16 protein-coding genes are annotated in these 12,652 nt (G+C 60.6%); 9 read left to right on the top strand and 7 right to left on the bottom strand.

Translation table 11 applies throughout. The features are described 5' to 3' along the window. The 3 genes from CVS48_RS21125 (at position 1) to CVS48_RS21135 (ending at position 2,510) form a co-directional block, all read left to right on the top strand. Entirely contained in the window at positions 1-768 is a 768-nt protein-coding gene (locus tag CVS48_RS21125) for an HpcH/HpaI aldolase family protein (protein WP_100856151.1), read from the top strand. 187 nt (positions 769-955) lie between these two features. After that, a complete protein-coding gene (locus CVS48_RS21130; RefSeq protein WP_100856152.1) occupies positions 956-1,744 on the top strand; it encodes a DUF899 domain-containing protein in 789 nt (262 codons plus the stop codon). Positions 1,745-1,937: 193 nt separating this feature from the next. Then, complete coding sequence (locus tag CVS48_RS21135; protein ID WP_100856153.1) at positions 1,938-2,510, top strand: cysteine hydrolase family protein; 573 nt, start codon at positions 1,938-1,940, stop codon at positions 2,508-2,510. A 15-nt stretch (positions 2,511-2,525) separates the two neighbouring features. Here CVS48_RS21135 and CVS48_RS21140 read toward each other — a convergent pair whose 3' ends face one another. From CVS48_RS21140 to CVS48_RS21150, 3 genes are all read right to left on the bottom strand, one after another. Beyond that, complete coding sequence (locus CVS48_RS21140) at positions 2,526-3,416, bottom strand: hypothetical protein (protein WP_100856154.1); 891 nt, start codon at positions 3,414-3,416, stop codon at positions 2,526-2,528. Continuing rightward, a complete protein-coding gene (locus CVS48_RS21145) occupies positions 3,413-3,988 on the bottom strand; it encodes a DUF6932 family protein (protein WP_050449537.1) in 576 nt (191 codons plus the stop codon). The genes CVS48_RS21140 and CVS48_RS21145 overlap by 4 nt, the downstream gene beginning before the upstream one ends. A gap of 266 nt (positions 3,989-4,254) precedes the next feature. Then, positions 4,255-5,055 (bottom strand): hypothetical protein, encoded by an 801-nt coding sequence (locus tag CVS48_RS21150; protein WP_100856155.1) that lies wholly within the window; start codon positions 5,053-5,055, stop codon positions 4,255-4,257. Between the two features lie 214 nt (positions 5,056-5,269). Between CVS48_RS21150 and CVS48_RS21155 the strand changes: the two genes are divergently transcribed. Continuing rightward, the gene (locus CVS48_RS21155; RefSeq protein ID WP_100856156.1) at positions 5,270-5,608 is read left to right on the top strand and encodes a hypothetical protein; all 339 of its coding nucleotides are present in this window, start codon (positions 5,270-5,272) and stop codon (positions 5,606-5,608) included. 64 nt (positions 5,609-5,672) lie between these two features. On the opposite strand, the gene CVS48_RS21160 is transcribed toward CVS48_RS21155, so the two are convergent. Further along, entirely contained in the window at positions 5,673-5,942 is a 270-nt protein-coding gene (locus CVS48_RS21160) for a hypothetical protein (protein ID WP_100856157.1), read from the bottom strand. 173 nt (positions 5,943-6,115) lie between these two features. Between CVS48_RS21160 and CVS48_RS21165 the strand changes: the two genes are divergently transcribed. Continuing rightward, positions 6,116-6,706, top strand: a complete 591-nt coding sequence (locus CVS48_RS21165; RefSeq protein ID WP_100856158.1) for a BPSL1445 family SYLF domain-containing lipoprotein — start codon at positions 6,116-6,118, stop codon at positions 6,704-6,706. 85 nt (positions 6,707-6,791) lie between these two features. Here the strand turns inward: CVS48_RS21165 and CVS48_RS21170 are convergent, their stop codons facing one another. Beyond that, positions 6,792-7,433, bottom strand: a complete 642-nt coding sequence (locus CVS48_RS21170; protein ID WP_100856159.1) for a glutathione S-transferase family protein — start codon at positions 7,431-7,433, stop codon at positions 6,792-6,794. 223 nt (positions 7,434-7,656) lie between these two features. Here CVS48_RS21170 and CVS48_RS21175 point away from each other — a divergent pair, with 223 nt between their 5' ends. Next, complete coding sequence (locus CVS48_RS21175) at positions 7,657-8,271, top strand: hypothetical protein (RefSeq protein ID WP_167401033.1); 615 nt, start codon at positions 7,657-7,659, stop codon at positions 8,269-8,271. 44 nt (positions 8,272-8,315) lie between these two features. Here the strand turns inward: CVS48_RS21175 and CVS48_RS21180 are convergent, their stop codons facing one another. Both CVS48_RS21180 and CVS48_RS21185 read right to left on the bottom strand, forming a co-directional pair. Further along, positions 8,316-8,597, bottom strand: coding sequence for a helix-turn-helix domain-containing protein (locus CVS48_RS21180; RefSeq protein ID WP_242001446.1), 282 nt, complete (start codon positions 8,595-8,597; stop codon positions 8,316-8,318). A 130-nt stretch (positions 8,598-8,727) separates the two neighbouring features. After that, positions 8,728-9,123, bottom strand: a complete 396-nt coding sequence (locus tag CVS48_RS21185) for a type II toxin-antitoxin system RelE/ParE family toxin (RefSeq protein WP_126376313.1) — start codon at positions 9,121-9,123, stop codon at positions 8,728-8,730. Between the two features lie 250 nt (positions 9,124-9,373). Here CVS48_RS21185 and CVS48_RS21190 point away from each other — a divergent pair, with 250 nt between their 5' ends. From CVS48_RS21190 to CVS48_RS21200, 3 genes are all read left to right on the top strand, one after another. Beyond that, positions 9,374-9,856: a nucleoside deaminase gene (locus CVS48_RS21190; RefSeq protein WP_100856162.1), complete on the top strand. Its 483-nt coding sequence runs from the start codon at positions 9,374-9,376 to the stop codon at positions 9,854-9,856. 63 nt (positions 9,857-9,919) lie between these two features. After that, complete coding sequence (locus CVS48_RS21195; RefSeq protein ID WP_100856163.1) at positions 9,920-10,390, top strand: hypothetical protein; 471 nt, start codon at positions 9,920-9,922, stop codon at positions 10,388-10,390. A gap of 96 nt (positions 10,391-10,486) precedes the next feature. After that, the gene (locus CVS48_RS21200) at positions 10,487-12,607 is read left to right on the top strand and encodes a DUF4034 domain-containing protein (RefSeq protein WP_100856164.1); all 2,121 of its coding nucleotides are present in this window, start codon (positions 10,487-10,489) and stop codon (positions 12,605-12,607) included. Positions 12,608-12,652: the final 45 nt, after the last annotated feature.

Genomic DNA, 12,652 nt, shown 5'->3' on the forward strand with positions numbered 1-12,652 from the left:
ATGGAACTCCCCATCAATACGTTTAAACGCGCGCTGCGCGAACAGCGCCATCAAACTGGGCTGTGGGTTACGCTTGGGGCTGCGAACAGCACGGAAATGGTGGCGGCCAGCGGCTTTGATTGGCTGCTGCTGGATACCGAGCACACGCCCGTGGTGCTGCCGACGGTAATGGCGCAGTTGCAGGCGGCAGGCGCGTACAGCAGCCATCCGGTGGTGCGGCCATCGTGGAATGACAAGGTGCAGATCAAGCAGTATCTGGATATTGGCGCGCAGACGTTGCTGCTGCCTTATGTGCAGAACGCGGATGAGGCGCAAAGCGCGGTGGCAGGCATGCGTTATGCGCCGCGTGGGACAAGGGGCGTCAGCGGAACGATGCGCGCAACGCGGTATGGACGCGTGGCGGACTATATGCGTCGGTGCGAAGAGGAACTGTGTTTGCTGGTGCAGGCAGAGACTGGCGAGGCGCTGGAGAATCTGGACGCCATGATTGCGGTGGATGGGGTCGATGGCGTGTTTATTGGGCCTGCGGATCTGGCTGCCAGTTTGGGGTATCCGGGCGAGCCTCAGCATCCGAAGGTGGTGGCCGAGGTGGAAAGCGCCATCAAGCGCATCCGCGCGGCGGGCAAGGCACCGGGGGTATTGACGGGGGATGAGACGTTGGCGCGGCGGTATATCGAGGCCGGGAGCTTGTTTACGGCGGTGGGCGTGGACGCGGCGATCTTGGTGCGGCATTGCGATCAGTTGGCGGCGCGGTTCGCACAGGTTTGACGGCTTTCGCTAGACGCTAGACGCGTGGCCGTCGCGGCTTATGCCACGGAAATAACGCCACGTTTGTTACTCCCGGACCTCGGCATGTGGTGCAACACTATCCGTAAGCACCCTTACACGGCGGGCTGTCATGCATCCCGCCGTTCATCCTGGCCAAGAAGGAATCACCACCGGAGGTAACACCGCCATGACCGCTGCCACTGAACCCACGGGCCGAATGCAGACGCCCCCCGTTGTCACCGCCGACGAATGGGAAGCCGCCCGCCAGCAGCTCCTGCTGAAAGAAAAAGCCCAAACCCGCGCCCGCGACGCCCTGGCCGCCGAGCGCCGACGCATGCCCTGGACGCCTGTCGACAAGGCATACACGTTCGACGGCCCGAACGGCAAGCTGACGCTGCGCGACCTGTTCGACAAGCGCCGCCAGCTCATCATCTATCGCGCCTTCTTCGAACCCGGCGTGTACGGCTGGCCCGAACACGCGTGCCGAGGCTGTTCCATGGTGGCCGATCAGGTCGCGCACCTGGCCCACTTGAATGCCCGCGACACCACGCTGGTCTTTGTTTCGCGCGCCCCGCAAGCCGACATCGCCCGCCTGAAGGCCAGCATGGGCTGGACGATGCCGTGGTTCACGATCACTGACAGCTTCGACGCGGATTTTAGTGTCGACGAATGGCATGGAACGAACGTGTTCTTTCGCGATGGCGACCGCATCTTCCGCACGTACTTTTTGAATAATCGTGGCGACGAGCAGATGGGCAGCACGTGGAACTACCTGGACATCACGCCGTTGGGCCGGCAGGAAGCGTGGGAGGATTCGCCTGAAGGGTATCCGCAGACGCCAGCGTACACCTGGTGGAACTGGCACGACAGTTATGTGCCAGGTGCGCCGCCAGATCAGGAGTGGGTCGAGGTGTCCGAGGCGGCAGACAAGGCGCTCATGGAGCAATGCTGCAACAAGGGTAAGCCAGCGCCGTAGCCGTACCGCGTTACTTGGGAAGGGCGTTCAGCGTCAAGCAGGGGACGCCCTTCACTTTTTATGCAGTCGGACAGCAACATTCCGATCGGCTTGTGCTAAAAAATGCAGTCTGGTTCCGAACCAGAATGTCGATGACGACAGTATCGAAACGATGTGGCGCGGTTAGGCTGACTCACGTAGGGATCTGGAGAAAATGAGCACCATGAACACCCTCGTGCCCGCCCGCAGCGCGTTGCTGGTCATGCATTATCAGACCGACATCATCAACCTGTTCCCCTCGGTCGCGCCCACCTTGCTAGCGAACACGCGCACGCTTTGCGACGCGGCACGGCGCCAAGGGATCAGGGTTTACTTCGCGCAGATTCGGTTCAGCCTCGGCTATCCCGAGGTCAGTCCGTTAAACAAAAACGGGCAAGGCATCAAACAACTTGGTCTGTTCACCGACGATCAGATTTCGCCGGAATTGGACCGGCAGCCTGATGAGCCGATCATCATCGCCCATCGCGCCAGCGTGTTTTTTGGTACCGACCTTGAATTGCGGCTTTCGGCCCAAGGCATCGATACGCTGCTGATGGTGGGCATTGCGTCCACCGGCGTCATGCTGTCGTCGATCGCGCATGCAAGCGATGCGGACTATCGATTATTTACCGTCAAAGACTGCTGCTACGACCCGGATGTGATCGTGCACGAGCACCTGTTTTCGACGGCGTTCGCGTCGCGCACCACCGTGCTGTCGCTTGCCGACGCGCTGGCATTGCTGGCGTAGCCGTAGCGCGCGGCGTCACTCGGGAAGGGCGTTCAGCGTGAACCGAGGGCGCCCTTTGCCCACTTGCACAACCGCTAACGTTATTTGTACGCTGCGCTTGAGCCAGTCTCTGAGAATCACGTCGGGATCTGCAATTGAAGCGCCTATCCTGCCTTTGATCAGCCCATCCTCGGTCTGAAATTCGAACGTTCTCGAGTTGGGAAGAATGCCCACAAACTCACCCGCAAAGGATTCGGACGCCTCCTGTATGTTCTCTTCGCCCAGCCGACTGGCGGAGTGTGTCAACTGGTCGAAGCCCTCATACCTGAATATCCTGCCTTTAAATTCCAGCCCACACCACGCGTGGTACTGAAACAAGACCGAGAGAAACTCAGAGATTTTCTTTACTGCACGAGGATGAATCGCATCAACAAACTCCGCCACATCATCATCACTGCCGGTCGCCGAGGCCTCTAGCAACGACTGCATCTTCTGCAGTGCATCCTCTGTTTTCTCGTGCTCGGGAAACAGACCCCCGGCAGGAAGTTCGAATTCGAATCCGAACGAACCTACCGCGGTGCCAGTGATCAAAAGTTGATTTTTATCGCGGTCAGGAATGGGCCCCATCAATTGAAGATTTTCGTTGAGCCCGGCCACCACAGCTGCAAAGGCATCGGCAAACGCGGTGGTTGCCTTTCCCCCAAAGTCCGCCGCAATTCCATGGCTCCCGATCGTGGGGCGTCCTCGAAAAGTAAGCTTCACGCGTGAAGGTTGTGGGGAGGCTAGCTCGCTCTTGAGCGCAGCACGAACCGTCTTCAAACGATTTTGAATCGAGATACGTTGGATTGCCGCTGACGCAGGAATATCCTCCAACATTCGTTCCAACTCTCGGATTTCGGAGGTGAGGAATTCATCACGATTAGTCATGGCTCGACTCCAAGCTCGCTCTTGGCTTGAGCTAGCACCTGAACAGCAACGACATCTTCGGACGGGTCCAATTCCACTTGAACAAAGCCCTTCCACATGCCGTCTCTTCTATGGGACCACATGCTGTACCAATAGGATACTGATTGAACCGATTCGGCTTGCAGCGGGCGGCCCAGAACTTCCCAATAGGCATCCACGTGATAGGTGTCTTTCACATACGCTTGATCGAAAAGACGTGGATTCCTAGCCACTAGTGCCTCTTGGTCCAGCCCATTCGGAAGATCCAAAAACGTCACAACATCAACGTCACGCGGGTCTCTTGCTTCAACAACCTCGACGTGTTCAGAAAAGCTGCCGTTCAGCCATTGAAATCCCGTGTCGATTCCAATTCTGTGAATCTCGGCGCGGAACTTCAGAAGCCCATCAAGAATGTTCAATCGAGCGCACGATATCCCCATCGCGTCGATCAGCGAATGAAGGGACGATTTATATGGCGAACGATCAGGATCGTGCCCATGAGCACCCGGGCGCACCGGCGGAAGAACGCCTTGAAGGTTCCATGCAGGAATCATAGATTTTGCCTCTGGGCCACATCAAAAGGTCAAATTGCTGTTCGATACGACCATCCATCATAGACCGTCGACACCCAAAATCACCCGCAATAACCGCCCATAAACACCGTGAAAGAGTCCTACTTTTAGCCTCACGCCCGACTTCGCCGACATCGCAACTGCCGTCTCGTCACCTCCCCGTTCAGCACATTACACGTACAAACTTCTTGCCAGTTATCTCGGCAATTGAACGCCAAGATGACCGCAGCGCTTCTCCCCATCGACCATCACAAATGCCGATGGCTACACACCATCGCCTGGCCGGTCAATTCGCCAATCAGCCTGGCGATGCCGCGCGCGCTTTCTTCATCCAGCCATTCCATGCGCACCATCCGAAATCCCATTGCCAGGCTATAGCGCCAGTCCAGTTCCAGGATGCGGTAGGCACAACCATTTGCCTCGCTATGCCATTGCGCAGCCGGGTCCTCATAGGCCGCGCCGATGAAATCCACGTGCGAATCAAACGGCGGTAGCGATTCCAAGGGCTCGTCGGAACCGGGCAGGCACGGTATGGACAGGTTTTCACCAACCGCGACGCTAGGGTTCGGGCCGTTGAACGCCAGCAGCATCAACGGAAAATTCCTGGGGTCCGCGTCATAGGCCTCCCGGGTCTCGGCGCTTAGGTAGGGGCGCGCGGCGGGGCCAAGGCAGTATTGCGGGCTATGCCAGTCGCTGCTTTCGTTATCGTTGTAAAGCGGGTCAGGGGTGATGCCATGCTGCGCCAGCAGGCGCAGCGTTTCTTCGATGGTTGCGTCGTGCCGAATCGGCAGGTCGGCGGGCAGATGGCCGGCCTGCACATAGCGCGCCAGCAAGTCGCCCGGTGTCCCCACGGGTTCCGGGTTTTGATAAGAGCCGTCGTTCAGGCCGGCCACGCCAAACCCCAGGTTGAAGATGGCGCGATACGGAACTTGCCGGCCGCGCGGCTCAAGCAGGTACCCGCCTTTCAGCAGTTGCGCTTCCAGGGTCTTCCAATCGGGCGGCGGCAGGTGAAAATCGCGTGGGCAAATGAATTGGTGGTGTTCAGACATGGGGGATGCGCTTAGCGAATTCCAGGGTTAACGGTTTGCAATTCGTGGGCAAACCGCGAAAGTCTAAATGAAAAATTCCAGGTGAACGAGAGCGTCCTGTCCGCCTAAACTTGCCGACATGAGTAAATCGTCATCCCCCTCGTCCGACCTCTTCGCCGCGCCTCGCAAGCGCTCCCCTGCCCGCGTGAATTCGCTGTCATGGATTTTGGAGCCGATGGAACGTGACGACGCCTACCAACGCCGCAAGATGTTCGGCTGCGATGCGGCGTATCTGGATGGCTTGCTGTACCTGGTTGTGGCCGACCGGGAAGCGCCCTGGGACGGGGTCATGGTGTGCACATCGCGCGAGCAGCATGCGGCGCTGATGGCGGACGTGCCGGGTCTGTTGGTGCATCCGGAGTTGGGTAAATGGCTGTACCTGCCGCAAACCGATGAAGCGTTTGAGTCCGGCGCCGCTACGTTGGTAAGACTGGCATTGGATCGGGACCCGCGCATGGGGGTGGCGCCCAAGCCGAAAGCATCGCGGCGCAAGTCGTGGCGTGCAGTTGATTGAGGCTGTGAGCGGGTTCTCTAATCGGGACTCTCTAATCGGGGTTTTCAGGCGGACCTAGGGGGTTTCAGGCGTTGACCGCTGCGCCGCAATGCCGGCAAACCCGCGCGTCGCGCAGAATACGCCCGGCGCAGTGCGAGCATTCGATATGGGTCGGCAATACCGGTTCACGTGCATGGGCTGACCGGTCGGCAATGGCATATAGAAACGCGCCGGCCAAGGGCGGGCTGATCAGGCAGGCCAGTATCGTCCAGCCGATGCGCTTGCGGCCCCGGCCGGCGGCCAAGCCGCCCACCACCAGGGCCAGGACGATCCAAAGAAGAATAAGCAGAAACATATCGCGATGGTAAACCGCGACTGCCTGCCGCGACGCGCTATTCGGGGTTTCAATCTCAATGATCCGGCTTGATCTCGCGCCCAGTTTTTTCCCAAAACCCCTTCAAAACGCCGCACCAACGCCATCAACAAGAGTAATCTGCAAATTCGCCTGCAACCAAAAAGGAAGCGCATATGAATAAGATCTCTTCTACATGGCGTAGGACCACGGTGGCGGTGACGCTGGGCGTGGCGAGTGTGATGTTCGCGGGTTGCACAACAACCACCCCCGCCGACAAGGCCACGTCGGCCGAGAAGCGGCAAGAGCTGAACGCCGCCGCCAACGCCACGCTGACCAAGCTGTACGAGGGCTCGCCGCAATCCAGGCAGTTGGTGGAACGCGCGCGCGGCGTACTGGTATTTCCAGACGTGCTTAGCGCCAGCTTCATCGTCGGCGCGCAACACGGCACCGGCGTGCTGCGGGTGAAAGGGCAAGACACGGGCTACTACAGCATCAGTGGCGGGTCGATCGGCTTTCAAGCCGGCGCCCAATCCAAGGCCATGGTGCTGTTGTTCATGACGGATGACGCCCTTGCCAAGTTCCGCGCCAGCAGCGGTTGGACCATCGGCGCCGACGCCTCCGTGGCCGTGGCCAATGTGGGCGCCAATGGCACCATTGATTCCAACACCGCCCAGCAGCCTATCGTGGGCTTCGTGCTGAACAACGGCGGCTTGATGGCCGGCGTGTCGGTGGACGGCAACAAGATCTCGCCGACAACGCTGTAACTCTCTGCCCCTCGGGGCCGGCCGCTGCTTCGCAGCACTGGCCGGTCCCCACATCCTGACTGCGGTGCGGCGCTGCCGCCCGCGGTCAGGACAACATAGGCGCCATATCAGGGTCGCCTTTTTTCATGGCGTGGCGATACGCATCGCGCGTGCCGATGCGCTGTAGATACCCCAGGATGTTCGGATACGGCGACAAGTCGTAGGGATAGAACAGGCGCATCGTCGTCAACGAGAACACAGCGATGATGTCGGCGGCGGTCAAGACATTGCCGGCCAGGTAATCGGTCTTGCCCAACTGTTTGTCGACCAACGCCAAGGCCTGCTGGCGCCGCGCGTCGGCGAACTGCACGGCGGGCTTGTCGGCGGGAACCTCGGCGCGGGCCAGCACCATGCAGCGCATCAGGCTGGGTTGCAGCGAGCCGTTGGCGAAGTGGAACCAATACAGGTAGTTGGCATAGTCCGGGCTGGTGGGCGGCACCGTCAGGCGGCCGTCGCCGTGGCGGGTCAACAGGTATTCCACGATGGCGGTGGATTCGGCCAGCACCACGTCGCCGTCGGTGATGATGGGCGCGGTGCCCAGCGGGTGCAGCGCCTTGTATTCAGGCGGGGCCAGCCGCGTGACGGGGTCGCGGTCATAAACCTTCAGGTTGTACGGGATGGCGAGTTCCTCGCACAGCCACACGATGCGTTCGGATTGCGATTTTCCCAGATGATGCACGGTCAGCATGAGCTTCCTTTATAGGTGCGCAGGCGTGGGTACGCCTGCGCGTCGACCCTGCCACTCTACGCCGCTTTGCCGCGTCGAACAGCCCAGCGTATTCAGTCAGACACCGCCCTTTACGGATAGATACATAACGCCGGTAATCAGCAATTACCAAATGCAATCCGCGTGCTAATTTAAGCGCCCGTGGCCGCCCATGCCCGTGGCGGACGTTCTTAGCCAACCATTCATGACCATGCAAAACACGCCTGATCGCGACTTGAACACCGCACTGCACAGTACCCAAAGCACACGCACGCGGCTTTCCCGGATTCTTCCCCTGGCGTTCGGGCTGGCGTTGGCCGCGGCTTCGCCAATGCAGGCGGCGCACGCTGAAACCATCCGCGCCCACGGGCCCGCGCAGCAAGCGGCTCCGCAAGCCGCCCCGCAGCAAGCAACCCCGCAAGCGGGCTCGACGGGCCTGGCGCCGGTCACCAAGACCGAAATCAAAAGCCAGACCGCCTACGAACGCCTGTTGAACAACAGCGGCGTCAGCGTGCAGTGGCTGTGGTCGGCCGAACGTGGCCACCTGAATGCGAAGGACGTGAACGACGTCGTACGCATCGATGGCACGCAGGCCAATTTTGAAGGCACGCTGAAAATCAACGGTGAAATCGTGTCGATCGACAAAGACCGCTTCACCTTTCGCGGCACGATCCTGATTCTTGACGCCCCCGACAAAGGCCGCCGCTGCGAACGCACGGGCGACTACGAATTTCGGGCCACCGGCAAGCGCAAGTACTGGCGCCTGCAGCAAATGGAAAGCTGCGACCGCCTGACGGATTACGTGGACATTTTTTATTGATTGGGGATGCGGCTTATCCCTTCAGGGCCCTGCATTGCGGGGCTTTAAGCCAGCACCTCGATTCCATGCTTCTTCACGACCTGCAATAGCCTTGCGGCAGCTCCGCTCGGCTTCTTAGCCCCGGTTTCCCATTTTTGTACCGTCGATGGGCTCGTATTCAAGTACTTCGCAAACAAGCTCTGGCTAACGTTTGCGTCCTTACGAATCTTCGCGATCATGGCTTTTGTAAAGTCTGGCACGGGGGGTATGCATAAATCGTCGTACTCGCGCATCGTTTTCTGATCGATACCGCCGACTTCGTACAGCTTTTCAGCAAGGTCGTGAATTGCTGCAAGGGCATTCGAATCGTCGACCGCCGGTACGCGCCTTCGCTCCTTGGCCTTCCGTTTCCGCTCTTTTTCCTCAGAGGCAGACACATGCGTCAAAGCGCCACGCGCAGGACGGGTAGCAGCGTCTTTAGTCATTTTCTGACATCTCCACTAAAGTGCCATTGGCAATCAAGGCCTCGAATGCCTGCTGGGGCATGCGTTTGAAATCGGCCGCAAGCTTCTTGAACCCCTTGAGTACTTTTTCGCTAATGTTCTTGTCATCTTGCTTGTTATACAAGTACACGAAGATCAACCAAACGCCCCTGCTCTTCAACAGTATGGCTCTGTAGTTGCCGTTGCCGAGCCTTGCCTTTCGAACACCGCCTCCCAGATTCGTATTTCCGACGCCCCTGAACAACTCGGCGGCCACGCGGCGCAGTTCATCGTCGGTTATGCCCGCCCGCCTTGACTCTGTAGAAAAGCTTGCCGTCTTAAAAATTCGAGCGCGTTTAGGCATCGCACCCACTGCGCCTGATGTAGTCACGACCAAGTTCGCCTCTGGCAACACAAACGCTTATAACATAGCACCCAGTGCTATATATAAAACACATGATGGATCGGAATCGGACGAAGTCCCGACCAAACACCCACCTGAAGGCGAACCACGTCACAATCCTGAACAGATCTCGTCACTACGTCCCTCACACCACTCGTAGCTTCCACCCTTGGCCTGTCGTACTGACTCACCGACTGGCCGCCGCGCAGGCACCGCAACCCCACAAGGAGACCCCCACATGATCAACGACCTAGACAAAAAACACCTGGCCCGCTGCATTGAGCTGGCCAAGCGCGCGTTGGAGCTGGGCGATCAGCCCTTTGGTTCCGTGCTGGTGTCCGCCAACGGCGAGGTGCTGTTTGAAGACCATAACCACGTCTCGGGCGGCGATCACACCCAGCATCCGGAATTTGAAATTGCCCGTTGGGCGGCCAACCACGTGCCGGCAGCGGAGCGCGCGTCTTGCACCGTCTATACCTCGGGTGAGCACTGCGCGATGTGTTCGGCGGCGCATGGCTGGGTGGGTCTAGGGCGCATTGTGTATGCGGCGTCTTCGAAGCAGTATGCGCAGTGGATGAAGGAATGGGGCGTGGCGCCGTCGCGCGTAAAAACGTTGGCGATTCAAGACGTTATTGAGGGGGTGACGGTTGATGGCCCCGTGCCGGAGTTCGCGGAGCAGATCAAGCTGGTGCATCAAGAAAACGTGCGGCGCCGGGCGTAGACGCTGCCGTGGTGTTTCTTCCGGCACAGCATCCCCATCCGAACCCCGACAGGACCTCCCGGCATGCCCTCGAACAGCGTTAAATGGATTGTCAGCATCGTCTTCGGACTGATCATCGGCAGAGTCAGCTACGGCGTGCTGCTGCCGGTTTTCATGGCCTTGAGCCCGGGCGAGCAAAGCACCGCCTTGGCCGATTCCAACACGATGATCGTGGTCGGTCTGGTCGTCTGGCTTGTCGTCACCGTCATCGCCAGCGTCATGCTGGCGCGCATTCCCAACCTGCGCCGCTTGATCGGCTGGGGTTGCATCGTGCTGGGCGTGGCCCTGGTGCTGACCATTCCCGCCACCTTGCTGACCATGGACGCCGGTACGCAGAACGCCTCCGCCGCGGATACGCGCGATGCCAACACCGCCCTCTTCTTCTGGGCGCTTATTTTTGGCCTGCCCTATGTCGGCGGCGGGCTGGCGCTGACAATTCTGGGCACGGTGCTGGTGCGCAAGAATCCGGCCACCAAAGACCCGGTCCTTAACTAATCCCCGAATCTGCCGTTGTTAGAACATTGCGGCCCCCGCATGCGCCATGCGCAGCCGGCATGGGTTCGCCTTTCCTTGAACCCACCTGCGTAGCGCATGACTGCATCCCCCAACCCCATCGACACCCATCTCGCGCGTCGCGCGGAAATTCGGCAACTGCTGCAAAGCGGCCAGTTTGATGAACTGGACGCCATCCTGGAACCCGCCGCCTTGCGGTGGCTGGACAGCAAGGGAGAGTCCTTCGGGTACCGGTGGTTGTTGGACGAAATCCGCGATCCGCAACTGTCTGCCGCCGACAACCTTGCCCGCCTGCGCGCGTGGCGCGACGCGCGGCCTGCGTCGTATCACGCGCATCTTGCCTACGGCAACCAGTGGGAGACCATAGCCGGCAACATCCGCAGCAGCACCACCGCCGACTACGTGGACGATGAGCAATGGGTAGGCGCGATGATGGCTCGCGACCATGCCGTGGCCGCGTTCCTGCAAGCCATGGCCTTGCACGAGCGGCCGGCGGTGGCCGTGCAGCGGACCATGCGGGTCTGCGCGTACCTGGGCGAACCTGAATGGCTGGCGGGCTTGGCCACCGCCGCACCGACCACGCCTCAGACCTCGCTTCAACTTGCCCCCCCGGCGTCGCACGACGCGCTACAGGCGCACTGGCCCGCCGAGGTTTGGGAGCAAGGCCTGAGCCTGCTGGCCGAACACAGCGGCATGGGCCTGGCCGAGCTTCCGGCTTCTTTACCTGCCGGCCTGCCCGCGCGCCAGCCTGGCGACGACGAAGATCCCAAAACCTATTGGCTGCGCACGGCGCTTGCCCTGCGCCCGAATGATGTGGGCGCGCTGAGCGCGTACCTGTACTTCCTGTATCCGCGTTGGGGCGGCAGCCACGCCGCGATGGACGCGTTTATCAACGGCCCCGTGTGCGCCGGCCTGACCGAGGCCGAGCGCGATGAACTGCGGTTCCATAAGGAATTCGATTACCTCGGCTACACCGCCTTTCATCCGGAGCCGGACGACGAGGAGCAGATCGAGGTCTTCCTCAAGGCGTTCGAGCAATGGCTGACCTTGCAACTTCCCGCCGAGCAACGCGCCGTGGCCCTGTGCCACTACGCCAACTTCGAAACCATGCGCGCGCGCCGAGTCGACGACGACGGTGAGGTGCATTGGGATACCGCGCTGCTGCAACACGCCTACGATCTGCTGACGCAAGCCTGCGCGACGGCTCCCGCCGATGTCGACCTGACGGACGAGGCCTACCCCGGCACGCTGTTCACCTTGCAGGCCTGCCTGTGGTTCAAGGGCATGCCCGACACGCAGGGCCTGTTCCGCCAGATCCTGCTGCGTGGCGCGCACTGGGGAGATGATGTGGAAGCCGTGCTGCTGGCGGCAGTGGGCAGCCAGTTCGGCCTGTTTGGCTTGCAGGTCGGCGAGCTTGATACCCAGGCGCTGCTGGAACGCGGCTTTGCGTTGGACCGCGAAGCCCGCGAGTTCAACCTGCCGCAGTTGGGCCGCAACCTGTGGGGCGACGTATCGCCCGACGCCGCGTTGTTCCTGTGGCAGGAAGGCGCCGCGCGTGGGCGCTCGGATGCGCTGATGTCGCTAAGCGAACTGTATGCGGGCAAGATCGACGCCCAATACGACGGTATCGACAAGACCGCCGCGCGCGATTGGCTGACGCGCGCCGCCGAAGCCGGCCATCTGGTGGCCCGCAACAATCTGGCGTATGCCGCCATCGACGAAGGCCGCGACATTTCAACGGGCGAATACCAGACGTACCGGCTCTGGCTGGAAAACAACTGGCATGTAGCCGATCGCGGTTCTCGCATGGAAGCGATGGCCGCGCGCAATCTGAGCTGGCTGATGCTGATGCACAGCGGTTCGGACGAAGACCAGCGCACCGCACTGGACCGCGTGCTGCCCTGGCTGTGGGACCTAAGCAATGAGGGCGACCGCGAAACCGCCGCCCGCAGCTACGCCATCGCGTTCATGGAAGGACGCGGCTGCGAGCCCAATGCGTATCTGGCCAAGGTGTGGATTGCGCGCGCCTGCGCGCTGTCGCCCGACGATGAATACTTGCAGCGCTTAAGCGGCGAAATCAATGACGACAGTGGCTGGTTTGGTGGCTGGCGCTTGCGGCGGCGCATGGAACAGGCCCGCGCGCGTGTGGATGCGCGGGGCCGCGAGCTGACGTTTGGCCGGGGCGAAGCGGACGCCTGACAAGATCGCGCCGCCACCCTGAACGCCTGAGCTTCAGGGAGCGGC

This window comes from Achromobacter spanius (assembly GCF_002812705.1).
Classification (GTDB): Bacteria; Pseudomonadota; Gammaproteobacteria; order Burkholderiales; family Burkholderiaceae_B; genus Achromobacter; species Achromobacter spanius.

Coding starts and splice junctions, on each gene's coding strand:
- CVS48_RS21130 (WP_100856152.1), top strand. CDS start 956: ATGACCGCTGCCACTGAACCCACGGGCCGAATGCAGACGCCCCCCGTT.
- CVS48_RS21175 (WP_167401033.1), top strand. CDS start 7,657: ATGACCATGCAAAACACGCCTGATCGCGACTTGAACACCGCACTGCAC.
- CVS48_RS21165 (WP_100856158.1), top strand. CDS start 6,116: ATGAATAAGATCTCTTCTACATGGCGTAGGACCACGGTGGCGGTGACG.
- CVS48_RS21150 (WP_100856155.1), bottom strand. CDS start 5,055: ATGTCTGAACACCACCAATTCATTTGCCCACGCGATTTTCACCTGCCG.
- CVS48_RS21190 (WP_100856162.1), top strand. CDS start 9,374: ATGATCAACGACCTAGACAAAAAACACCTGGCCCGCTGCATTGAGCTG.
- CVS48_RS21125 (WP_100856151.1), top strand. CDS start 1: ATGGAACTCCCCATCAATACGTTTAAACGCGCGCTGCGCGAACAGCGC.
- CVS48_RS21145 (WP_050449537.1), bottom strand. CDS start 3,988: ATGATTCCTGCATGGAACCTTCAAGGCGTTCTTCCGCCGGTGCGCCCG.
- CVS48_RS21195 (WP_100856163.1), top strand. CDS start 9,920: ATGCCCTCGAACAGCGTTAAATGGATTGTCAGCATCGTCTTCGGACTG.
- CVS48_RS21200 (WP_100856164.1), top strand. CDS start 10,487: ATGACTGCATCCCCCAACCCCATCGACACCCATCTCGCGCGTCGCGCG.
- CVS48_RS21160 (WP_100856157.1), bottom strand. CDS start 5,942: ATGTTTCTGCTTATTCTTCTTTGGATCGTCCTGGCCCTGGTGGTGGGC.
- CVS48_RS21170 (WP_100856159.1), bottom strand. CDS start 7,433: ATGCTGACCGTGCATCATCTGGGAAAATCGCAATCCGAACGCATCGTG.
- CVS48_RS21140 (WP_100856154.1), bottom strand. CDS start 3,416: ATGACTAATCGTGATGAATTCCTCACCTCCGAAATCCGAGAGTTGGAA.
- CVS48_RS21155 (WP_100856156.1), top strand. CDS start 5,270: ATGGAACGTGACGACGCCTACCAACGCCGCAAGATGTTCGGCTGCGAT.
- CVS48_RS21135 (WP_100856153.1), top strand. CDS start 1,938: ATGAGCACCATGAACACCCTCGTGCCCGCCCGCAGCGCGTTGCTGGTC.